The sequence below is a fragment of the Streptomyces sp. NPDC038213 genome, from assembly GCF_055600495.1.
The window spans coordinates 157,022-178,619 of record NZ_JBVJYM010000013.1 but is presented as its reverse complement, the minus strand read 5'-3'; the positions used below and the strand labels follow the sequence as shown (position 1 = coordinate 178,619).

General features: G+C 74.5%; 22 protein-coding genes. 13 read left to right on the top strand and 9 right to left on the bottom strand.

The genetic code is table 11. The annotated features are described in order from the left end of the window. Window positions 1–129: 129 nt before the first annotated feature. On the bottom strand, window positions 130–639 hold the full coding sequence (locus ACZ7JZ_RS20130; protein ID WP_470940962.1) for a hypothetical protein: 510 nt from the start codon (window positions 637–639) through the stop codon (window positions 130–132). A 17-nt stretch (window positions 640–656) separates the two neighbouring features. Continuing rightward, window positions 657–1,769, bottom strand: coding sequence for a magnesium and cobalt transport protein CorA (locus ACZ7JZ_RS20125; RefSeq protein ID WP_470940960.1), 1,113 nt, complete (start codon window positions 1,767–1,769; stop codon window positions 657–659). A gap of 494 nt (window positions 1,770–2,263) precedes the next feature. Between ACZ7JZ_RS20125 and ACZ7JZ_RS20120 the strand changes: the two genes are divergently transcribed. The 4 genes from ACZ7JZ_RS20120 to ACZ7JZ_RS20105 all read left to right on the top strand — a co-directional run bounded on the left by ACZ7JZ_RS20120 (window position 2,264) and on the right by ACZ7JZ_RS20105 (window position 5,403). Next, complete coding sequence (locus ACZ7JZ_RS20120; protein WP_470940958.1) at window positions 2,264–2,857, top strand: suppressor of fused domain protein; 594 nt, start codon at window positions 2,264–2,266, stop codon at window positions 2,855–2,857. An 84-nt stretch (window positions 2,858–2,941) separates the two neighbouring features. Further along, window positions 2,942–3,586, top strand: coding sequence for a DUF6758 family protein (locus ACZ7JZ_RS20115; protein WP_470940956.1), 645 nt, complete (start codon window positions 2,942–2,944; stop codon window positions 3,584–3,586). A 173-nt stretch (window positions 3,587–3,759) separates the two neighbouring features. Continuing rightward, window positions 3,760–4,626: a PHP domain-containing protein gene (locus ACZ7JZ_RS20110; RefSeq protein WP_470940954.1), complete on the top strand. Its 867-nt coding sequence runs from the start codon at window positions 3,760–3,762 to the stop codon at window positions 4,624–4,626. A gap of 171 nt (window positions 4,627–4,797) precedes the next feature. After that, complete coding sequence (locus ACZ7JZ_RS20105) at window positions 4,798–5,403, top strand: MarC family protein (protein ID WP_470940952.1); 606 nt, start codon at window positions 4,798–4,800, stop codon at window positions 5,401–5,403. 88 nt (window positions 5,404–5,491) lie between these two features. Here the strand turns inward: ACZ7JZ_RS20105 and ACZ7JZ_RS20100 are convergent, their stop codons facing one another. Next, on the bottom strand, window positions 5,492–5,644 hold the full coding sequence (locus ACZ7JZ_RS20100) for a hypothetical protein (RefSeq protein WP_470940950.1): 153 nt from the start codon (window positions 5,642–5,644) through the stop codon (window positions 5,492–5,494). 149 nt (window positions 5,645–5,793) lie between these two features. Between ACZ7JZ_RS20100 and ACZ7JZ_RS20095 the strand changes: the two genes are divergently transcribed. Further along, window positions 5,794–6,693, top strand: a complete 900-nt coding sequence (locus ACZ7JZ_RS20095; RefSeq protein WP_470940948.1) for an NYN domain-containing protein — start codon at window positions 5,794–5,796, stop codon at window positions 6,691–6,693. Window positions 6,694–6,738: 45 nt separating this feature from the next. Here the strand turns inward: ACZ7JZ_RS20095 and ACZ7JZ_RS20090 are convergent, their stop codons facing one another. Together ACZ7JZ_RS20090 and ACZ7JZ_RS20085 are read right to left on the bottom strand one after the other, a co-directional pair. Continuing rightward, on the bottom strand, window positions 6,739–7,614 hold the full coding sequence (locus tag ACZ7JZ_RS20090; RefSeq protein WP_470940946.1) for an alpha/beta fold hydrolase: 876 nt from the start codon (window positions 7,612–7,614) through the stop codon (window positions 6,739–6,741). 115 nt (window positions 7,615–7,729) lie between these two features. Beyond that, complete coding sequence (locus ACZ7JZ_RS20085; RefSeq protein ID WP_470940944.1) at window positions 7,730–9,586, bottom strand: DEAD/DEAH box helicase; 1,857 nt, start codon at window positions 9,584–9,586, stop codon at window positions 7,730–7,732. A 452-nt stretch (window positions 9,587–10,038) separates the two neighbouring features. Here ACZ7JZ_RS20085 and ACZ7JZ_RS20080 point away from each other — a divergent pair, with 452 nt between their 5' ends. Continuing rightward, window positions 10,039–10,815 carry a ferritin-like fold-containing protein gene (locus ACZ7JZ_RS20080; protein ID WP_470940942.1) on the top strand — a complete coding sequence of 259 codons (777 nt, stop codon included), beginning with the start codon at window positions 10,039–10,041 and terminating at the stop codon, window positions 10,813–10,815. 109 nt (window positions 10,816–10,924) lie between these two features. Here the strand turns inward: ACZ7JZ_RS20080 and ACZ7JZ_RS20075 are convergent, their stop codons facing one another. The 4 genes from ACZ7JZ_RS20075 to ACZ7JZ_RS20060 form a co-directional block, all read right to left on the bottom strand. Continuing rightward, window positions 10,925–11,221 carry a hypothetical protein gene (locus tag ACZ7JZ_RS20075; protein ID WP_470940940.1) on the bottom strand — a complete coding sequence of 99 codons (297 nt, stop codon included), beginning with the start codon at window positions 11,219–11,221 and terminating at the stop codon, window positions 10,925–10,927. Window positions 11,222–11,402: 181 nt separating this feature from the next. Further along, window positions 11,403–11,627, bottom strand: a complete 225-nt coding sequence (locus ACZ7JZ_RS20070) for a DUF3107 domain-containing protein (RefSeq protein ID WP_470940938.1) — start codon at window positions 11,625–11,627, stop codon at window positions 11,403–11,405. 165 nt (window positions 11,628–11,792) lie between these two features. Then, window positions 11,793–12,440, bottom strand: coding sequence for a TetR/AcrR family transcriptional regulator (locus ACZ7JZ_RS20065; RefSeq protein WP_470940936.1), 648 nt, complete (start codon window positions 12,438–12,440; stop codon window positions 11,793–11,795). Window positions 12,441–12,598: 158 nt separating this feature from the next. Then, the gene (locus ACZ7JZ_RS20060; protein ID WP_470940935.1) at window positions 12,599–12,811 is read right to left on the bottom strand and encodes a hypothetical protein; all 213 of its coding nucleotides are present in this window, start codon (window positions 12,809–12,811) and stop codon (window positions 12,599–12,601) included. Between the two features lie 140 nt (window positions 12,812–12,951). On the opposite strand from ACZ7JZ_RS20060, the gene ACZ7JZ_RS20055 reads away from it, so the two are divergent. From ACZ7JZ_RS20055 to ACZ7JZ_RS20025, 7 genes are all read left to right on the top strand, one after another. Further along, window positions 12,952–13,914 (top strand): alpha/beta fold hydrolase, encoded by a 963-nt coding sequence (locus tag ACZ7JZ_RS20055; protein ID WP_470940933.1) that lies wholly within the window; start codon window positions 12,952–12,954, stop codon window positions 13,912–13,914. A gap of 8 nt (window positions 13,915–13,922) precedes the next feature. Continuing rightward, entirely contained in the window at window positions 13,923–15,512 is a 1,590-nt protein-coding gene (locus tag ACZ7JZ_RS20050) for a DUF3152 domain-containing protein (protein WP_470940931.1), read from the top strand. Between the two features lie 102 nt (window positions 15,513–15,614). Further along, window positions 15,615–15,710, top strand: coding sequence for an Ms4533A family Cys-rich leader peptide (locus tag ACZ7JZ_RS20045; RefSeq protein WP_470940929.1), 96 nt, complete (start codon window positions 15,615–15,617; stop codon window positions 15,708–15,710). Between the two features lie 268 nt (window positions 15,711–15,978). Next, complete coding sequence (locus ACZ7JZ_RS20040; protein ID WP_470940927.1) at window positions 15,979–17,709, top strand: ABC transporter substrate-binding protein; 1,731 nt, start codon at window positions 15,979–15,981, stop codon at window positions 17,707–17,709. 2 nt (window positions 17,710–17,711) lie between these two features. Next, the gene (locus ACZ7JZ_RS20035; protein WP_470940989.1) at window positions 17,712–18,689 is read left to right on the top strand and encodes an ABC transporter permease; all 978 of its coding nucleotides are present in this window, start codon (window positions 17,712–17,714) and stop codon (window positions 18,687–18,689) included. Further along, window positions 18,686–19,675 carry an ABC transporter permease gene (locus tag ACZ7JZ_RS20030; RefSeq protein WP_470940925.1) on the top strand — a complete coding sequence of 330 codons (990 nt, stop codon included), beginning with the start codon at window positions 18,686–18,688 and terminating at the stop codon, window positions 19,673–19,675. The genes ACZ7JZ_RS20035 and ACZ7JZ_RS20030 overlap by 4 nt, the downstream gene beginning before the upstream one ends. Next, a complete protein-coding gene (locus ACZ7JZ_RS20025) occupies window positions 19,672–21,534 on the top strand; it encodes a dipeptide ABC transporter ATP-binding protein (RefSeq protein ID WP_470940923.1) in 1,863 nt (620 codons plus the stop codon). The genes ACZ7JZ_RS20030 and ACZ7JZ_RS20025 overlap by 4 nt, the downstream gene beginning before the upstream one ends. Window positions 21,535–21,598: the final 64 nt, after the last annotated feature.

Below are 21,598 nucleotides of genomic sequence, written 5' to 3'. Positions count from 1 at the left end.
CCACCCCCCAGGTCATCCGTTCGACAGGGGGCAACAGTCATGCCGGGCCCGGAGGCCAGCGGCCCTCTTGCAGGACCGCGAAAAACATAACGGGGGACCCCGGCGGACGGGGAACGGTCCGGCGCCGGCTCAGCGGCGGCGCTTGCGCTTGAGCAGCAGCTTCGGCAGGGCCGCCGGGACCGGCTCGCGGGTGGTCGCCGGGGAGGGCAGCGGGGCCGCGGCCAGGGAGCCCTCGGGGGCCCCGTCCGCGAGGGCCGCGGGCTCCAGCCGCAGCACCCGGCACTCGCGCGCCCAGCGGGCGGTCATCTCCTCCGAGTCGGGCGCGTTCAGCCGCTTGCCCTTCAGCTCGGCCACGGCCGCCTCCCACTCCTCCGAGGAGGGGGCGAGCTCCGTGACGGAGGCGGTGAAGGCGACCAGCCGGCCGCCCTTGTCCTTGCTGCGGACCGTCACCTCGGCCGTACCGCCGGATTCCAGCCCGGGCAGCGGCTGCTCGCCGGGTCCGTCGCCGAGTACGTGCGCGGCCCCCGCGACCCAGGCGTGCCACAGCGCCCGGTCGGGCCCGGCGCCCCGGACCCAGATCAGGCCGGACTTCTTCACGGCCTCCTCGACGAGGGCCAGGTCGAGCGTGCTCAGAGTCATGCGCACAGGGTAGGCGGCTACAGCCAGCCGTTGCGCCGCAGGGCCCGGTGGATGGTGAAGCAGGCGCCGGCGATGGTCGCCATCACCATCGGGTAGCCGTACTCCCACTGGAGTTCCGGCATGTGGTCGAAGTTCATCCCGTACACCCCGCAGATCATCGTGGGGACGGCGATGATGGCGGCCCAGGAGGTGATCTTGCGCATGTCCTCGTTCTGGGCGACGGTCGCCTGCGCCAGGTTGGCCTGGAGGATGGAGTTCAGCAGCTCGTCGAAGCCGACGACCTGCTCGTGCACCCGCGCCAGGTGGTCGGCCACATCGCGGAAGTACTTCTGGATGTCCGGGTCCACCAGCCGCATCGGACGCTCGCTCAGCAGCTCCATCGGCCGCTGGAGCGGGGCCACGGCCCGCTTGAACTCCATGACCTCGCGCTTGAGCTGGTAGATCCGCCCGGCGTCCACCCCGCGCGGACTGCCCTTGGCGGGAGCGGCGAACACCTCGCTCTCCACCTCGTCGATATCGTCCTGCACGGCCGCCGCCACCGCGATGTACCCGTCCACCACGTGGTCCGCGATCGAGTGCAGCACCGCCGAGGGCCCCCGGGCCAGCAGCTCCGGGTCGTCCTGGAGGCGGCAGCGCAGCCCCTTGAGGGAGCCCTGCCCGCCGTGCCGGACCGTGATGACGAAGTCCCGGCCGGTGAAGCACATCACCTCGCCGGTCTCCACCACCTCGCTGGTGGCGGTCAGTTGGGCGTGATCCACGTAGTGGATGGTCTTGAACACCGTGAACAGCGTGTCGTCGTAGCGCTCCAGCTTGGGCCGCTGGTGCGCGTGCACCGCGTCCTCCACGGCCAGCGGGTGCAGCCCGAACTCCGCGGCGATGCCCGCGAATTCGTCCTCCGTGGGCTCGTGCAGCCCGATCCAGGCGAAACCGCCGTCCGCGCGCACCCGGTGCATCGCCTCGCGCGGGGACAGGCAGCCGCCGGGCATCCGGCGCCCGCCGCGGTAGACCGCGCAGTCGACGACGGCGCTGCTCGCCGAGGGGTCGCGGGTGGTGTCGTACGGGCTGTGCGGGGTGCTGGTCTTGCGCAGCGAGGGGCGGACGGCCGCGCGCAGGTCACGGATCATCGACATGGCAGGCTCCTTGGGCGCGGCGGGCCGCCGCGCGGACGGAGGTCCTTCCGCCGCTGCGGGCCGGCGGGAGGAACAGGACGGGAGGGAGGGTGCTGCCGTCGCTCTTCGTCTGCGGGTGCCGTGGCACGGGACGCCGGTACGGAAGGAGGCGTCCAGGGGAACGGCGGGGGACCGGGACCGGTCGGGAGGCGCAGTACGCGCGCCCTGCGTGACCGGTGAACAGTGGAGAACCGGCGTCAAGCGGTCGGAAGGGACCGGCTCAGGCCGGGAGGCAGGACCCCGCGGAAGAGCGATTGGTACTGCACGATCGACTTCGGTCCACCGCAGCCCCACCTCCTCCGGCCGGTCCCCCGTGGGGGAGTCCTGTCGGTCGGTGCGCCCAGCCGCGGCGGCGATGCCCCGGCGCGCTGACCCGACCAGCGGTCAACACTATCAGCCGACGGATGGTCAAGACCGCTCCTTTACCCGCCCGATAGGAGTTCTATGCTCACGGCATGGCAGAAGTTCTCGCTCTCGTGGAGGCCCGCCTCCGCACCGCGCTCGGCGAGCCCGACGCGCGCGCCGCGGTCACCTTCCTCGGCACCGACCGCATCGAAGTGCTGCGCTTCCGCGACGGGGACGTGGTCCGCTACGCCACCCTCGGCATGTCGGCGCAGCCCATGACCGACCCCACCGCCGTCCTCGCCGACCCGGTGCGCGGTCCGCGCGCCGAACTGGTGCTGTCCGTACGGCCCGCGGGCGCCGACACCGACAAGCTGCTGCGCCCCCTCGCGGTGCTCGCCGCCTCCCCGCAGGTCGAGGGGCTCGTCGTGGCCCCCGGGGCCTCCCTCGACGTGGGGGACCCGCTGTGGCCGGGCGCGCCGTTCAGCTCCGTCCTGGTCGCCGAGCCGGGCGGGCTCGTCGGGGACCTGGAGCTGGACGGCGTACTGGAGGGGGCCGAGGCGGTGCGCTTCCTGCCGCTGCTGCCGATGACCCCGAACGAGGCCGCGTGGAAGCGCGTGCACGGCGCCGCCGCCCTCCAGGAGCGCTGGCTGGCCGCCGGAACCGACCTGCGCGACCCCGCCCGCCGCTCCGTCCCCCTGGACTGACGGCCGCCACCGGGGGTACGCACGGCATCCGGACGGGTGATCGTCCCTTGACGCGGCGGCGGCCGGGGAGGAGCCTGGGAGCCTATGAGGGGTGAACCGAGTTGCCCTAAGTGCGGTGGCCGGGTCAGGGCGCCCGGCCTTTTCGCCGACTCTTGGCACTGTGCCGTCCACGGCGCGGTCCAGCCCCTGCAACCGGTGATCCCGCCCAGCGTCGAAGGCCTCGGCGTCGTGGTCCACCGCGCCCGGGTGCCGGTGTGGATGCCGTGGCCCCTGCCGGTCGGCTGGCTCTTCACGGGAGTGGCCTGCGCCGGGGACGACCGCAGCGGCGGCCGCGCCACCGCCGTCGCCTGCTCCGGACCGGGACCGCTCGGCGGCCTCGGGGAGCTGATCCTCGTGGCCGAGGAGCTCGGTGTGGGACTCGGGGCGCGGTACGCGGGCATCGACGGCCCGGACCCGGGCGCCCACATGGACGTCTCCGGCACCCCGCACGCCAAGGTCGTCGCCGCCGGCCGCCCCACCCCGCTGTGGCACGTCACGGGCGCCCCGGACGACCGGGCCGTCTTCGCGGGCGAGGCGCGCGGGCTGTGGCTGTGGGCGATCGTCTGGCCGGAGCAGTCGGGACTGCTGATGTACGACGAGCTGGTCCTGACCGACCTGCGCGACGCGGGCGCCGAGGTGGAGCTGCTGCCCTGCGGGGCGCTGAGCCCCCGCATCCTGTCCTCCGGCTGACCGCCCGCCCGGCCCGACCGCCGCCCCGCCTGCCGGCCCGACCGCCGTCGGCCCGTACCCGAGCCGTCCCCGACCCGTGCCCGAGCACGGCGGCGTCCGCCGGACGGGGCCGGCCGCGGTCCCCGCTATCCTGAGGTGTCCCCCGTCCGTCCCCGCCCCTGGAGAGCCGAGCAGTGCGCATCGACCTGCACGCCCACTCCACGGCCTCCGACGGTACGGACACCCCCGCCGAGCTGGTCCGCAACGCGGCCGCAGCCGGGCTCGACGTGGTCGCACTGACCGACCACGACACCGTGGGCGGGTACGCCGAGGCCCTGGCCGCCGTACCGCAGGGCCTGACCCTGGTCACCGGCGCCGAACTGTCCTGCCGCCTCGACGGCGTCGGGCTGCACATGCTCGCGTACCTCTTCGACCCGGACGAGCCGCAGTTCGCCCGGGAGCGGGAGCTCGTCCGCGACGACCGCGTCCCGCGCGCGCAGGCGATGACCGCCAGGCTCCAGGAGCTCGGCGTGCCCGTCACCTGGGAGCAGGTGGCGCGCATCGCGGGCGACGGCTCCGTCGGGCGCCCGCACATCGCGACCGCGCTCGTCGAGCTCGGGGTGGTGGCGAGCGTCTCCGACGCCTTCACCCCCCAGTGGCTGGCCGACGGCGGCCGGGCCTACGCCGAGAAGCACGAGCTGAACCCCTTCGAGGCCCTGCGCCTGGTCAAGGCGGCCGGAGGGGTCGCCGTCTTCGCCCACCCCGGGGCCGCCAAGCGCGGCCGTGTGGTGACGGAGGACGCGATAGCCGAGCTGGCCGCGGCCGGCCTCGACGGCATCGAGGTCGACCACATGGACCACGACGCCGCCACCCGCGCCCGGCTGGGCGGCCTCGCGGCCGAGCTCGGCCTGCTGGCCACCGGCTCCAGCGACTACCACGGCAGCCGCAAGACCTGCCGGCTCGGTGAGTACACCACCGACCCGGAGATCTACGGCGAGATCACGCGCCGGGCCACGGGCGCCTTCCCGGTGATGGGCACCGGCGGACCCGCCGGCGCCTGACGGCTCCCGGAACCCCTCCGCCGGCCCCGGCCGCCGCGCCCCGTGCGCGCGGCCCGGTGCCGGTGCGCGCACCGCGGCGCTCCCGCGCCGGTCCGCGCCCCTCCCCGGTACCCCGCAGGCGCTTCCGCGCGCCCCCTTCTTCGTACGAACTCTTCATGCAAGGCCATCACTGTGTTCGACTTTGCCGTCTTCGGATCCCTCTTTCTCACCCTTTTTGTGATTATGGACCCCCCGGGGATCACGCCGATCTTCCTGGCGCTGACCTCCGGCCGTCCCGTCAAGGTGCAGCGCCGCATGGCCTGGCAGGCCGTCTGCGTGGCCTTCGGCGTGATCGCCGTCTTCGGGATCTGCGGCCAGCAGATCCTCGACTACCTGCACGTCTCGGTGCCGGCGCTGATGATCGCCGGTGGTCTGCTGCTGCTCCTGATCGCCCTCGACCTGCTCACCGGCAAGACGGACGAGCCCAAGCAGACCAAGGACGTGAACGTGGCACTGGTGCCGCTGGGCATGCCGCTGCTCGCGGGGCCCGGCGCGATCGTCTCCGTGATCCTCGCGGTGCAGAAGGCCGACGGGGTCGGCGGGCAGGTCTCGGTCTGGTCGGCGATCGTCGCCATGCACGTGGTGCTGTGGCTGGTCATGCGCTACTCGCTGGTGATCATCCGGATCATCAAGGACGGCGGCGTGGTGCTGGTGACCCGGCTCGCGGGCATGATGCTCTCCGCCATCGCCGTGCAGCAGATCATCAACGGCGTGCTCCAGGTGGTCGAGAGCGCCTGACCCGGCGCCCCCGGGGGTCCCGTACCGGCCCGGAACGCGCGAACGCCCCCGTACCGACCAGGCGCGGGGGCGTTTCGCGAGTGTGCCGTCAGGCGGCGGTGGACTCTGCCGGCCGGATGAGGATGCGCTGGCCGACTGCGGCGGCCTGCTGCACGATCCGGTTGACGGAGGCGGCGTCCACGACGGTGCTGTCCACGGCCGTGCCGTCGACGTCGTCCAGGCGCAGAATCTCGAAGCGCATCGGCTTCTCCCTTCGTCGGTGTGCTCCTTGCAAAGGTCTTAACGAAGTGTAATCGGCAAACATTCCCTACGCTAAGGAAATTTTTCGATTACCTAAGTACCGACCCGTAGGGCGACGGCCCATGTGGCCTCCGTCACAATGAGAATGTTATGGAAGAACACCTCGGCGCGCGCCTCGACCGGACCAACGAGCTCCTGGAGCGCGTCCTCTCCGAAGTCGCCAGGACCCCCGCCACGCACGCGATCTTCGTGGACGCGGGGTACGTCTACGCGGCCGCCGGACGTCTCGTCGCCGGGACCGAGGACCGCCGCAGCTTCGACCTGGACGCCGGGGGCCTGATCGAGGCCCTCATCGACAAGGCGCGCACGATCTTCGCGGACAGCCGGCTGCTGCGCGTCTACTGGTACGACGGCGCCCGGCGCCGCATCCACACCCCCGAACAGCAGTCCATCGCCGAACTGCCGGACGTGAAGGTCCGCCTCGGCAACCTCAACGCCAGCAACCAGCAGAAGGGCGTCGACTCCCTGATCCGCACCGACCTGGAGTCCCTCGCCCGCCACCGCGCCGTCAGCGACGCGGCCCTGGTCGGCGGCGACGAGGACCTCGTCCCCGCCGTGGAGGCGGCCCAGGGCTACGGGGCCCGTGTGCACCTGTGGGGCATCGAGTCCGCCGACCAGGGCCGCAACCAGGCCGAGCCGCTGCTGTGGGAGGTCGACAGCCGGCGCGTCTTCGACCTGGAGTTCTGCAAGCCCTACGTCACCCGCAAGGCCGCCCCCGCCGCCTACGAGCCCGAGGACGAGTCCGCACCCCGCCCCGGCCGCGAGGAGGTCCGCGCCACCGGGGCCCGCATCGCCGCCGGATGGCTCGCCGCCCGCGGCACCACGGCCCTCGCCGAACTGCTGCCCGGCCGGCCCTACCTGCCCGGCGGCGTGGACCAGGAGCTGCTCGTCGAGGCCGAGGCCCTCCTGCACTACTCCCTGCGCGGCCAGGCCGACCTGCGCCGCGCCCTGCGCGACGGCTTCTGGACCCACCTCCAGTCCCGGTTCTGAGACCGGGCGGCCGGGCAGGGCGGGGCGTCCGGGCGGCGCGGGCGGTCAGGCGGTGCCGGGGCGCGAGGCCGCCGTACCGTTCCAGAAGGCCGCCAGGGCCGCCGCGGTGGCCTCCGGGGCCTCGGCGTTGGGGGAGTGCTCCGTCCCCGGGACCACCACGCGCCGTGCGCCCAGGCGCCCGGCCATGGCGTCCATCAGCGGGACCGGCCAGGCGTAGTCCACCTCGCCCGAGAGCACCAGCTTCGGGAGGTCCACGGCGGCGAGCTCGGCCACCCGGTCGGGCTCCGACACCAGGATCCGGCCCGCGGCCATCAGCTGCTCCGGGACCGTGGCCAGCCAGCGGCCCCGCAGGAACGCCGCCAGCTCGGGGGAGTCCGGCACGGTGTCCGGGGCGTCGTGCGCCCGCATGGCCTCCCACAGGGCCGGCATATCGCCGGACATCAGCTCCAGCCCCGCGACCAGCATCTTCGTCCGCTCCCGCTGGCCCTCGTCGAGGGCGCCGGGGCCGCTGCTCATCAGGGTCAGGTCCGCGAAGGGCGCCGCGTCGCGGAGCACCGCGGCCCGCGCGACCAGCCCGCCGAAGGAGTGCCCGACCAGGTGCACCGGGGCGTCCGCGCCCAGCGCCGCCGCCTGCGCGAGCACGTCGGCGGCCAGCTCCGGCAGGGCGTACGCGGACTCGTCGCGGGGTCCCGCGCTCTCGTGCTGCCCGCGGCCGTCCACCGCCACCACCCGGTACCCGGCCGCGGCCAGCGGCTCCAGGAGGCCGATGAAGTCCTCCTTGCTGCCCGTGTAGCCGGGGACCAGCAGGGCGGTGCCCCGCCCGGGCGCGCCGGCCTCGTGCACGGCGAACGCGCCCCGCGCGGTGCGGAGGCTGCGGGCGCGGGCGCCCGGGGGCAGGGTGAGGCGGGGCGGCTTGCTCATGGCCTCAACCTACCCGCCCGTAACCACGCACGCCGAGGGCCCGGTTCCCCCACGACGGGGGAACCGGGCCCTCGGGCTGCTGCTCGGGCCGTGCCCGGCTCCGGCGGACCGGTGCTCAGGCCTCCGCTGCCTCGGCGGGAGCCGCGGCCTTGCGGGTGCGGGTCCGGCGGCGCGGGGCGGCCGGGGCCTCCTCCGCACCGGCGGCGGGCGCCGCAGCCCCGGCCGCCGCGGCGGCCTTCGGCTGGGCGGCCTTGCGGGTCCGGCGCGGCTTGGCCGGGGCCTCCGCCGCGGCCTCGGCCGGGGCGGCCTGCTCCGGGACGGTGGCGGTCTCGGCGACGGCCTTGCGGGTACGGGTCCGGCGGCGCGGGGCCTCCTCGGCCGCGGGGGCCCCGGCGACCGGGGTCACCGCCGCGGCCTCGGCGGCCTCGGCGGCCTCGGCGGACACCGCGGCCTTGCGGGTCCGGCGGCGCGGGGCCGCGGGGGCCTCCTCGGCCGCGGGCGCGGCCTCGGCGGGGGCCTCGGCGACCGGGGTCACCGCGGCAGCGGCGGCGGGCGCAGCCGACCGGGTCCGGCGGCGGCGCGGCTTGCGGGGCTCGGCCACGGCCTCGGCGGCCGGGTCGGCCACGGGGGCCGCGGCGGCCGGGGCCGCGGCAGCGCCCTCGGCGAGCTCGGCCCCGCCGCGGGTGCGGCGGCGCTGGCGCGGGGTGCGGGTGCGCTCGGGGCGCTCCTCGGTGCGCTCGGCCTGGGCCGGCTTCGCACCGCGGCGGCCGCCGCGGCCGCCGGGCTCGCCCAGGTCCTCGATCTCCTCGGCCTTCAGACCGGCGCGGGTGCGCTCGGCCCGGGGCAGGATGCCCTTGGTGCCTGCGGGGATGTGCAGCAGCTCGTACAGGTGCGGCGAGGTGGAGTAGGTCTCCTCCGGCTCGTGGAAGTCGAGCTCCAGCGCCTTGTTGATCAGCTGCCAGCGCGGGATGTCGTCCCAGTCGACCAGGGTGACGGCCGTGCCCTTCGCCCCGGCGCGGCCGGTGCGGCCGACCCGGTGCAGGAAGGTCTTCTCGTCCTCGGGGGACTGGTAGTTGATGACGTGGGTCACGCCCTCGACGTCGATGCCGCGGGCGGCGACGTCGGTGCAGACCAGCACGTCCACCTTGCCGTTGCGGAAGGCCCGCAGGGCCTGCTCGCGGGCTCCCTGGCCGAGGTCGCCGTGGACCGCGCCGGAGGCGAAGCCGCGGCGCTCCAGCTGCTCCGCGATGTCCGCGGCGGTGCGCTTGGTGCGGCAGAAGATCATCGCCAGCCCGCGGCCCTCGGCCTGCAGGATCCGCGAGACCAGCTCCGGCTTGTCCATCGAGTGGGCGCGGAAGACGTGCTGCGTGATGTTCGCGACGGTCGCGCCCTCGTCGTCCGGCGAGGTGGCGCGGATGTGCGTGGGCTGCGACATGTAGCGGCGGGCCAGGCCGATGACCGCGCCCGGCATGGTCGCCGAGAACAGCATGGTCTGGCGCGTGGCCGGAAGCAGGTTGATGATCTTCTCGACGTCGGGCAGGAAGCCCAGGTCGAGCATCTCGTCGGCCTCGTCCAGGACGAGGGCCTTGACCTTCGAGAGGTCGAGCTTCTTCTGGCCCGCGAGGTCGAGCAGGCGGCCCGGGGTGCCGACGATCACGTCGACGCCCTTCTTGAGCGCCTCGACCTGGGGCTCGTACGCGCGGCCGCCGTATATGGCGAGGACGCGGACGTTGCGCACCTTGCCGGCCGTGAGCAGGTCGTTGGTGACCTGGGTGCACAGCTCGCGGGTCGGTACGACGATCAGGGCCTGCGGGAGGTCGGTGAGCTGCTCGGGGCGGGCCCGGCCGGCCTCGACGTCCGCGGGGACGACGACCCGCTCCAGCAGGGGGAGGCCGAAACCGAGCGTCTTGCCGGTGCCGGTCTTCGCCTGGCCGATGACGTCCGTGCCCGAAAGGGCGACGGGAAGGGTCATCTCCTGGATCGGGAAGGGGGACACGATGCCGACGGCTTCGAGGGCCTCGGCGGTCTCGGGGTAGATCCCGAGCTCTCGGAACGTAGTCAGGGTGCTGCCTCTTCTGTGAGACGCGGCATGGGGCGGCGAGAGGGGGTCTTACCGTGCTGCCTGGCTTTCACACACGGCGGCGCGGGACCACGGCCTTCGCTCAAGCGCTCATACCGCTGAGGGGGCCCCTCATGGGCGGCGTCGTACACGAACGCACGCACCGCATCGAGGGCGGTCGGTTGGAGCCGATCGGGCCACCGACCGGGCATCCTCATTCGGATGGCCCGCCGAGTATTCGGCAGGCGCATTACCACTGTACCCCGGAATCGCGCAGGTGTGTTGGGCGAATTCACCGAGGAGTCCGGATTCCGGTCATTGACCAGGCACTTCCGAAGCCCTCCGGGCGGGCTAATGTTTCCGGCATGCCGAGCGTTGAAGACCCTCAGAACTCCGCGGACCGTACCCCCGACAGCACCGCTGCCGACACCGCCCCGACCGGTATCGCCGCCCAGGACTGGGCGACGGCCTCCGCCACCCCGCAGTACCGCGCCGCCGTGGTGGACCTGCTCGGCGCCCTCGCCTACGGCGAGCTCGCGGCCTTCGAGCGGCTCGCCGAGGACGCGAAGCTGGCCCCCACCCTCGCCGACAAGGCCGAGCTGGCGAAGATGGCCTCCGCCGAATTCCACCACTTCGAGCGGCTGCGCGACCGGCTCGCCGCCATCGAGGCGGAGCCGACCGCCGCCATGGAGCCCTTCGCGAAGGGCGTGGACGACTTCCACCGCCAGACCGCCCCCTCCGACTGGCTGGAGGGCCTGGTCAAGGCGTACGTCGGCGACTCCATCGCCAGCGACTTCTACCGCGAGGTCGCCACCCACCTCGACGCCGACACCCGCGCCCTGGTCCTCGGCGTGCTGGACGACACGGGCCACGGCAACTTCGCGGTCGAGAAGGTCCGCGCCGCGATCGAGGCCGACCCGCGGGTCGGCGGCCGGCTCGCGCTGTGGGCCCGACGCCTGATGGGCGAGGCCCTCTCGCAGGCGCAGCGGGTGGTCGCCGAGCGCGACGCGCTGTCGACCATGCTGGTCGGCGGGGTCGACGGGATGGCCGCCGGATTCGACCTCGCCGCCGTCGGCGAGATGTTCACCCGGATCACCAAGGCGCACACCAAGCGGATGGCGGCCCTGGGCCTGGCCGCCTGAGGCCGGCCCGGCAGCCCTGCAGCGCCCGGCCCCGGCGGGAGGTCCTCCTCCGCCGGGGCCGGAGTGCGTCGGCGGCGGGTGCCCGGCCGCGGGCCCCCGCCGCGGGTCCTCAGCCGCCGGACGGCACCGAGAAGGGCCGCCGGCCCCGCGCGGGCGGCGGGGCCGAGGGGCGCAGCAGCAGCGACAGCACGACCGCGGCCACCAGCACCCCGCCCAGCAGGGCGGCGGGCACCGTCGAATGGCCGGGGCCGAGCGCGTAGTGCGTCAGGTACCCGCCGAAGGCACCGCCCAGGGAGCCCGCGGCCGTGACGGCCCGGGCGGCGGGCAGTCTGCCCGGCAGCCTCCGCAGCGCCAGCCAGGACAAGGCCAGACCGAGCAGCGCCGAGCCGAGTACTTCCACGAGCATGGTTCCCTCCCGCACGGTCAGGGCAAATCGGTCGTAGCCGGTCCTACCCGGAGGGTGCGGAGGACAATCCTCTTGTGAGATGCCTTGCTCCGCTTGTGCGGAAACAGCGCAAGGAAAGAGAAAACGGCCCGGCGGTCGAGGACCGCCGGGCCGTTTCCCGTGCGTGATGCGCAGCCTGTGCTCAGGCGCCGAAACCGACCTTGCGGACGGCGGGCTCGCCGATGTCCACGTACGAGAGTCGGGCGGCCGGCACCAGGACCGTGCGGCCCTTGGCGTCCGTCAGCGTGAGCAGCTGGGTCTTGCCCGTCAGCGCGTCCGACACGAGCCCCTCGATCTGCTCGACGCTGAGCTCGCTCTCCAGCACGATCTCACGGGGTGCGTGCTGCACGCCGATCTTGACCTCCACGGCTATGTCCCTCCGACGGTCCTGGTCGCGCGGTGTCCGCGCCGTACGCGCACCACATTAGCCCGGAGAGGGGACCGCCACCGGGGTGCCGCCGAACGCTGCGAGCGAACACCGCCCGCCGGAGCCCGCCGCAGACGGCCGGGCCCGGCCCGGGAGGGGCCGGCTTCAGGCCCGCTCGCCCTCCGCGCCGTGCAGCGGGAAGCCGGCGATACCGCGCCAGGCCAGCGAGGTCAGCAGCCCGACCGCCTTGTCCCGCGGCACCGGGCTCTCGCTCGACAGCCAGTAGCGGGCCACCACCTGCGAGACCCCGCCCAGGCCCACGGCCAGCAGCATCGACTCGTCCTGCGACAGGCCCGTGTCCTCCGCGATGACCTCGGAGATCGCCTCCGCGCACTGGAGCGAGACCCGGTCCACGCGCTCGCGCACCGCGGGCTCGTTCGTCAGGTCCGACTCGAAGACCAGGCGGAAGGCGCCGCCCTCGTCCTCCACGTACGCGAAGTACGCGTCCATCGTCGCGGCCACGCGCAGCTTGTTGTCCGTCGTGGAGGCCAGCGCCCCGCGCACCGCCAGCAGCAGCGCCTCGCAGTGCTGGTCCAGCAGCGCCAGGTACAGGTCCAGCTTCCCGGGGAAGTGCTGGTACAGCACGGGCTTGCTCACACCGGCGCGCTCGGCGATGTCGTCCATCGCCGCCGCGTGGTACCCCTGCGCGACGAACACCTCCTGGGCGGCGCCCAGGAGCTGGTTGCGTCGGGCTCGGCGCGGCAGTCGCGTGCCCCGCGGGCGCGCCGCCTCGGTCTGCTCGATGGCTGTCACGCCGCCTCCCACTTTCTTCATGAACACAGTGCGCTCTGCGCCGCGCCCGCCATCGTACTTTTCGGTAACAGGATCTGGGGGGTCGAGACCGAGTTTTCTCGGCCACCGGACACCGCGCTCCGCGGTCCTGCCACCGCTCCGGGCCGGTCAGCGCCGGGTCAGCGGTAGTCCTCCTCGTCGAGGGCGACCACCCGCGCCTGCTCCGCGGCGTCCGCCTCCGCGGAGCCGTCGCGGTCGCGCTCGGAGAGCGGGTCGTCCCCGCGGGGGGTGAGCTCCGCGCGCTGCTCCGCGGAGTCCGCCTCGGGGGCCTCGGCGTCGCGGGGGTCGAGCTGGTCCCGGAAGGTGTCCGGCTCCGTCGGGTCGACCGTCATGCGGCTCCCCTCCTTCCTCTCTCTGCCCCTCTCATCTACGAGCCTAGGAGGAGTACGGGTACGCCGCTACGCGGATCCCCGGCGGGTCTGTGAGCGCGAACACACGGGTCCGCACGTGATCGTCTCGTAACATTGCCCGCATGTCTTCGACCGAGCTGCCGGACGTCCGGGCCACCGCCCCGGCGACCCCCAGGGCCCGCCCCGTCCGCGTGGCCGAGGGCGAGCAGCTGCGCCGCACGGAGCTGCCCGGTCTGACGCTGAGCGTGCGCTCGCGCCCGCCGGCCGCCCCCGGACTGCCGCCCGCCCTGTTCGTGCACGGGCTCGGCGGCTCCTCCCAGAACTGGTCCGCGCTGATGCGGCTGCTGGCCGGCCAGGTCGACTGCGAGGCCGTGGACCTGCCCGGATTCGGGGACTCCCCGCCGCCGCAGGACGGCGACTACTCCGTCACCCGCCAGGCCCGCGCCGTCATCCGCCTCATCGAGGCGCGCGGCCGCGGCCCGGTGCACCTCGTCGGCAACTCGCTCGGCGGCGCCGTCGCCACCCGGGTCGCCGCCGCCCGCCCCGACCTGGTGCGCACCCTCACCCTCGTCTCGCCCGCCCTGCCCGAGCTGCGGGTGCAGTCCACGGTCCTGCCGACCGTGCTGCTCGCCGTGCCCGGCGTCTGCGGGCTCTTCGGCCGGCTCAGCCGGGACTGGACCGCCGAGCAGCGCACCCGCGGTGTCCTCGGACTCTGCTACGGCGACCCCTCGCGGGTCACCCCCGAGAACTTCCGGTACGCCGTCGAGGAGATGGAGCGGCGGCTGGAGCTGCCGTACTTCTGGGACGCCATGGTCCGCTCCACGCGGGCGATCGTGGACGCGTACACCCTGCCCGGCCAGTACGGGCTGTGGCGGCAGGCCGAGCGGGTGCTCGCACCCACGCTGCTCGTGTACGGCGGCCGGGACCGGATGGTCTCGTACCGGATGGCGCGCAAGGCCGCGGCGGCCTTCCGAGGGTCGCGGCTGCTGACCCTGCCCGAGGCGGGGCACGTGGCGATGATGGAGTACCCGGAGATCGTCGCGGACGCCTTCCGCGACCTGCTCCACGACGCGAGCGGGAGCTGAGGGCACCGGTGGGACGACACAGCAGAAAGGGCCCGGCTCCCGAGCCGGCCGCGAAACAGGCGCCGGCCGCTGAGGCCGGGCACGAGGCGTACGCCGCCCCGGCGGGGCAGGAGTACGGCGGGCAGGGCGGGCCGTACCCGGCGTATCCGGCGGGCGGTGCGGACGGGTACGGGGACCTGTACGGGGAGCCGGATCCCGCCGGTCCTTTCGAACCCTTCGACCCCTTCGGGTCCCGCGGCGAAGACCGGGCGCAGTCCGCAGCCGGGTTCACCGGCTACCCGGAGCACTCCGAGTACTCCGCGCAGGCCCAGTACCCCGGGTTCACCGAGACCGGGGCCCACCTGGCCTTCCCCGCCTTCACCGCCCTGTCCGGGGCGGCGGGCGCCGAGGTCTTCGCCCCGGCCGAGCCCACCGTGACCCACCAGGGCCACGGCGCCGGACCCGGCGGGACCGGCGGGCCCGAGGTGCGCGGCGGCCACCCCGAGCCCCAGGTGTACGGGGACTGGCGCGGGGTGCCCCGCTACACCGGCACCCCGGCCTACGGGGTGCCGCAGGTCCGCATAGACCTGCCCGCGCCCCGCCACGGGACTGCCGCCGAAGCGGAACACGAGGCGGGTCCCGCGGGCTCCGTCGCCCTGCTCGACGGCTGCCCCGGCGGTGCGGCCGACCCTGCGGCCCCCGCCGAGGACCCCGCCCTCACCGGCACCGGATCGCACCGCCGGGTCCGCGCCCCGCGCCCCGACGCGCCCGCCGCCCGGCCGGAGCGCCGCCCCGGCCGGCCGGCGAGGGCCCGCACCTACACCGGCATCGCCGCCGCGGTCGTCACCACCGTGCTCGCCGTGGTCGTCGCCGGGCAGGTCACGGGCGACGGCGGGGACTCCCGCACCCGGGCCGCCGACGGCGGGCTGCCCCGGGCCCAGGAGCCGAGCGAGGCCTCCCGCTCCCAGGAGCGGCCCGCCCCCGCCCGGCCCGAGCCGGCCGCGGCCGACGCGCCCGAGCCGACGTACGACCAGAAGATGGCGGCGCAGTACCCCATCGACCCGAAGCTCCAGGGCCCGGGGACCTTCGACACCGTGCCGGGCGTGGCCAGGGCCCCCGGCCGGGGCAAGACCGTCCGCTACCGGGTCGACGTGGAGAAGGGCCTGTCGCTCGACGGCGCGCTCTTCGCGGAGGCCGTGCAGCGCACCCTCAACGACAAGCGCAGCTGGGCCCGCGACGGGCTGGCCTTCGAGCGGGTGCCCGGCGGCGAGGCGGACTTCGTCGTCACCCTCGCGAGCCCCGGCACCACTGGGGTCTGGTGCCGCAAGTCCGACCTGGACACCACCGTCGAGAACGTCTCCTGCGACTCCGCCTCCACCGAGCGGGTCATGATCAACGCCTTCCGCTGGGCGCGCGGCTCGGACACCTTCGGGCCGGACAAGATGTTCGCGTACCGGCAGATGCTCATCAACCACGAGGTCGGACACCGGCTCGGCCACGGGCATGTGAACTGCAGCACCCCCGGAGCGCTCGCCCCGATCATGCAGCAGCAGACCAAGTCCCTCACCCTCGGCGGTATCTCCTGCAAGCCCAACCCCTGGGTGTACCCCGGGAGTTGACGGACGCTCCGCCAGGAGTGCGCAGGGGCGGGGCCGCGGAATCGAGCGGTCCTCGCCCGGGCCGCGTTGACAACCGGTCCGGCCATCGGCAATCGTTCTCGCATGTCCCGCCACCACGCCGTCACCGCGAGCGCCGCCATCGAGCTGGCGCTGCTCGGCGTGACCGCGCACAGCGTGGCCGACATCTTCTGTAGCTGACGCCCGCCCGAGCGCGCGTCGGCAGCCTTCCCCCGTACACGGGCGTACCGCCTTTTCCGGTACGCGGCGTACGGGACCCCGGCTCGCGGCCGCGCCCGGGCACTCCCGCCCGCGGATGCGGCCCTCCCTTTTCTGACACGACAGTCCGGTGCTGCGGAACTCCCTTTCCGCATAGAGCCGTTGCTGTGGGAACCGGCAGTACCTCGCGCGGCGTCACCCCGGCCCCCTGCGGCCTTTCCCGTCTCCTTACGCCGAGAGGTTTGTTCCCATGCGCCCCCATTCCCCCATATCGCGCCGCGCCGCCGCGGCCGCCGTCAGCCTCGTACTGGCCGGGGGCGCCGCCGCGTGCGCGGGTCCCCAGGACGGTACGAAGAGCGGGGGCGGGTCCGGCGCCGCGGACGGCGCCCCCCGCAAGGGCGGCACGCTGACCGTCCTCAACTCCGACCCGCAGAGCGACTTCGACCCCGCCCGGCTCTACACCTCCGGCGGCGGCAACGTCCCCTCCCTCGTCTTCCGCACGCTGACCACCCGCAACCGCGAGGACGGCGCCGCCGGCACCGAGGTCGTCCCCGACCTGGCCACCGACACCGGCCGCCCCAACGCCGACGCCACCGAGTGGACGTACACCCTCAAGGACGGGCTGAAGTACGAGGACGGCACGCCCATCACCAGCGCCGACGTCAAGTACGGCATCGAGCGCTCCTTCGCCGCCGAACTCTCCGGCGGCGCCCCCTACCTGCGCGACTGGCTCATCGGCGGCGAGAAGTACCAGGGCCCGTACAAGGACAAGAAGGGGCTCGACTCCATCGTCACCCCGGACGCGAAGACCATCGTCTTCAAACTCCGCAAGCCCCAGGGCGAGTTCGCCTACGTCGCCACCCAGACCCAGTTCGCGCCCGTACCCAGGGCCAAGGACACCGGGGTGAAGTACGAGGAGCACCCCGTCTCCTCCGGCCCGTACAAGGTGGCCTCCAACGAGAACGACGGCGAGCGCCTGGTCCTGGAGCGCAACCCGCACTGGGACCCGAAGACCGACGCCGAGCGCAAGGCCTACCCCGACCGGATCGACGTCCGCTCCGGGCTCGACTCCGCCGTCATCAACCAGCGCCTGTCCACCAGCTCCGGCCCCGACTCCGCCGCCGTCACCACCGACACCAACCTCGGCCCCGCCGAACTCGCCCAGATCGGCGGCAACAAGGAGCTCGCCGCCCGGGTCGGCACCGGCCGCTTCGGCTACGTCAACTACCTGGCCTTCAACCCGAAGGTGAAGCCCTTCGACAACCCGAAGGTCCGCCAGGCCGTCGCGTACGCCATCAACCGCACCAGCGTGGTCAACGCCGCCGGCGGCTCCGCCCTCGCCGAGCCCGCCACCACCTTCCTGCCCGAGAAGGAGGCCTTCGGCTTCGAGAAGTACGACCACTTCCCGGCCGGCCCCTCCGGCAACCCCGCCAAGGCCAGGGAGCTCCTCAAGGAGGCCGGCCACCCGAACGGGCTGACCGTCACCCTCACCCACTCCACCCAGCAGAACCGCCAGACCAGCCCCGAGGTCGCCACCGCCGTCCAGCAGGCCCTCGCCGCCGCCGGCATCACCGTCAAGCTGGAGGGCCTGGAGAACAACGCGTTCAACGAGCGCCGCTGGGACGTCAAGAACACCCCCGGCTTCTTCCTCTCCCGCTGGGGCGCCGACTGGCCCTCCGGCGGCCCCTTCCTCCAGCCCATCTTCGACGGCCGCCAGATCGTCACCAACGGCACCAACTACAACCACGCGCAGCTCAACGACCCGGCCGTCAACAAGGAGATCGACGAGATCGCCAAGCTGACCGACCTGGCCGCCGCCGGCAAGCGCTGGGGCGCCCTCGACCGGAAGATCGGCGAACTCGCCCTGGACGTCCCGCTGTTCCACCCCGTCTACAAGCGCCTCTACGGCAAGGACGTCAAGAACATCGTGATCAGCGACTGGACCGGCGTCCTCGACATCTCCCAGGTCGCCGTCAAGTGACCGTGATCCACGGGGCGCAGGCGCCCGTGCCGGGGGCGGCCGCCCCCGGCACGGGCGCCGCCCGCCAGGTCTGGCGGCGCCTGCGCCGCCGGCCCTCGGCCCTCGCCGCGGGCTCCGTCCTCGCCCTCCTCGTCCTCCTCGCCGCCGCAGCCCCCCTCGTCGCCCAGCTCACCGGCCAGGACCCGTACGCCTACCACGACGAACTCGTCGACTCGGCCCGCGGCGGCGTCCCCCTCGGCCCCCTCGGCGGGGTCTCCGCCGACCACTGGCTCGGCGTCGAACCCGGCACCGGCCGCGACCTCCTCACCCGGCTCCTCTACGGGGCCCAGACCTCCCTGCTCGTCGCCCTCGGCGCCACCGCCGTCCAGCTCCTCACCGGCGTGGCCGCCGGACTGGCCGCCGCCCTCGGCAACCGGCTCGTCGACGCGGTCGTCGGCCGGACCACCGACGTCCTCATCGCCCTGCCCATGCTCATCCTCGCCATCGCCCTCACCGCCGTCGTCCCCGCCGGATTCCCCCGCCCGCTCCTGCTGGTCCTCGTCATCGGCCTGCTCGGCTGGGGCTCCATCGCCCGCATCGTCCGCGCCCAGGCGCTGGCCCTGCGCGGACTCGACTACGTCGAAGCCGCCCGGCTCGGCGGCAGCGGGCCCCTGCGGACCGCCCGCCGCGAACTCCTGCCCGCCCTGGCCGCCCCCGTGATCACGTACGCCGCCGTGCTGCTGCCCGTGAACATCGTGGTCGAGGCCTCGCTGTCCTTCCTCGGCGTGGGCGTCACCCCGCCCACCCCCTCCTGGGGGCAGATGCTGTCCTCCGCGCAGACCTGGTTCCGCGCCGACCCCGCATACGTCCTGCTGCCCGCCGGACTGCTCTTCGCCACCGTCCTCGCCTTCACCGTCCTCGGCGACGCCGTGCGCACCGCCCTCGACCCGCGCGAGGCCGCCCGGCTGCGGGTCGGCACCCGGAAGGAGGGCGCGGCATGATCCGCTTCGCCCTCAAGCGGACCGGCGGCGCCCTCCTCGTGCTGCTCCTGCTGTCCGTCCTCGTCTACGCCCTCTTCTACCTCGCACCCGGCGACCCCGCCCGGCTCGCCTGCGGGGAGCGGTGCAGCCCCGAACAGATCGCCCAGGTCCGCGAACGGCTCGGGCTGAACGCCTCCGTACCGGCCCAGTACCTGCACTTCCTCCAGGGGATCCTGGCCGGGCGGGACTACTCCTCCGGCACCGGCACCCTGCACTGCAGCGCCCCCTGCCTCGGCTTCTCGTACCAGAGCGACCAGCAGGTCACCGCCCTGATCCTGGAACGCCTGCCCGCCACCCTCTCGCTGGCCCTCGGCGCCCTCGTCATCTGGCTCGTCCTCGGCGTCGGCACCGGACTGCTGTCCGCGCTGCGCCGCGGCGGCGCCACCGAGCGGGTCCTGACCGTCCTCACCCTGGCCGGCACCGGCACCCCCGTCTTCATCCTCGGGCTGCTGCTCCTCATGGCGGTCTGCGCCCACCTCCAGTGGCTGCCCTTCCCCACCTACGTGCCCTTCGGCGAGGACCCCGAGCAGTGGGCCTGGAACCTGCTGCTGCCCTGGCTCGCCCTCGGCTTCTTCGAGAGCGCCAAGTACGCCCGCCTGACGCGCAGTTCCACCCTGGAGACGCTGGCCGAGGACCATATCCGCACCTTCCGCGCCTACGGGGTCCCGGAGCGCGCCGTGGTCGCGCGGCACGCGCTGCGCGGGGCCGTACCGCCCGTGATCGCGCTCAGCGCCGTCGACTTCGGGACCATGATGGGCGGCGCCGTGCTCACCGAATCCCTCTTCGGGATCCCCGGGCTCGGCAAGACCCTCATCGACGGGGTGCGGGTGGCCGACCTGCCCGTGGTCGTGGGCGTGGTCCTCGTCATCGGCGCCGCCGTGGTCCTCGCGGGCGCCCTCGCCGACCTGCTGTCCGCCGCCGCCGACCGAAGGGTGACCCTCCGATGACCGCCACCGGGCCGCACACCGGACCGCCCGCCCCGCCGGACGGCCCGCACACCGGCCGTACCGGTCCGCTCGTCGAGGTCGAGGGCCTGACCGTCGACTTCCCGGCCGGGGACGGCACGTACACCCGCGCCGTCGACGGGCTGTCCTTCACCCTCGCGCCCGGCCGGGCCCTCGGCATCGTCGGGGAGTCCGGCAGCGGCAAGTCCACCGCGGCCGCCGCCCTGCTCGGACTGCACCGCGGCACCGGGACCCGCACCTCGGGCACCGTCCGCGTCGACGGGCTCGACCCCGCCACCGCCTCCCCGGCCGCCCTGCGCCGGCTGCGCGGGGGCACCGCCGCCATGGTCTTCCAGGACCCGCTCAGCGCCCTCGACCCCTACTACGCCGTCGGCGACCAGATCGCCGAGGTGTACCGCACCCACACGGGCGCCCGCCGCCGCGCCGCCCGGGCCCGCGCCGTCGAGGTGCTCGACCGGGTCGGCATCCCCGACCCGGCCCGCCGGGCCCGCTCGCGCCCGCACGAGTTCAGCGGCGGGATGCGGCAGCGGGTCCTCATCGCCATGGCCCTGGCCTGCGAACCGGCGCTCCTCGTCGCCGACGAGCCGACCACCGCCCTCGACGTCACCGTCCAGGCCCAGATCCTCGACCTGCTGCACGGGCTGCGCGAGGAGCGCGGACTCGGACTGCTGCTCGTCACCCACGACGTGGGCGTCGCCGCCGAGAGCGTGGACGACCTGCTCGTCATGCGCGGCGGGAGGACCGTCGAGCGGGGCAGCGCGGCGGCCGTCCTGGGCGCGCCCGGCGACCCGTACACGCGGGCGCTGCTGGCCGCCGTACCGCGGCTGGACGCGCCGCTCGCGGAGCGGGAACCGGGCGGGGGCCCCGCAGCCCCCGGGGCCGCCTCCTCCGCCGCCTCCGCCGAGGCGGGCGGGCCCGTCGTCGAGGCCTTCGGGCTGCACAAGACCTTCGGGCGCGGCAGGGACCGGGTGGACGCCGTGGCCGGGGTGGGCCTCAGCGTGCGCGCGGGGGAGACCCTGGGGATCGTCGGGGAGTCCGGCAGCGGCAAGAGCACCCTCGGGCGGATGCTCGTCGGACTGCTGGAGCCCTCCGCCGGGGTGGTCGTCCACCAGGGCGCCGCGGCCCGCGGCGGGCCCGTGCCCGGGGTCCAGATGGTCTTCCAGGACCCCGTCTCCTCCCTCAACCCGCGGCGCAGCATCGGCGAGTCCGTCGCCGACCCGCTGCGCGCCGCCGGGGAGCGGGACGAGGCGGCGATCCGCAAACGCGTCGGCGGACTGCTGGAGCGGGTCGGGCTCGACCCGGCCCACTACGACCGCTACCCGCACGAGTTCAGCGGCGGGCAGCGCCAGCGCGTCGGCATCGCCCGGGCCCTGGCCCCGCGGCCCCGGCTGATCGTCTGCGACGAGCCGGTCTCCGCCCTCGACGTCACCACCCAGGCCCAGGTCACCGGGCTGCTCGCCGAGCTCCAGCGGGAGCTGGGGCTGGCCCTGGTGTTCATCGCGCACGACCTCGCCGTGGTACGGCAGGTCAGCGACCGGGTGGCGGTCATGCGCGGCGGGCGGGTGGTCGAGGAGGGGCCGGTCGCCGAGGTCTACGGCAGCCCCCGGCACCCGTACACGCGCCAGCTGCTGGCAGCCGTACCCGCCCTGGAGCCGGAGCACGCCGCCGCCCGCCGCCGCGCCCGCCGGGACCAGCACCCGGATGCGGGGGCGGCTGCCGGGGCGCACACGGGGGCGGGGGCGGATGCGCCGTCCGGACCGGAAGGGGGGCCTTCCGGCGGACCGCAGGGCGGTCCGGCGGCGGAGCCCGCACGGGAGTTCGTGGGGCGAAGCGGGGTTTAGCGCGGCGGAACGCCGAGAGTACGGGAAAGTTACGAGTCTTCACCCCTTCCGGTGGCGCGACGGA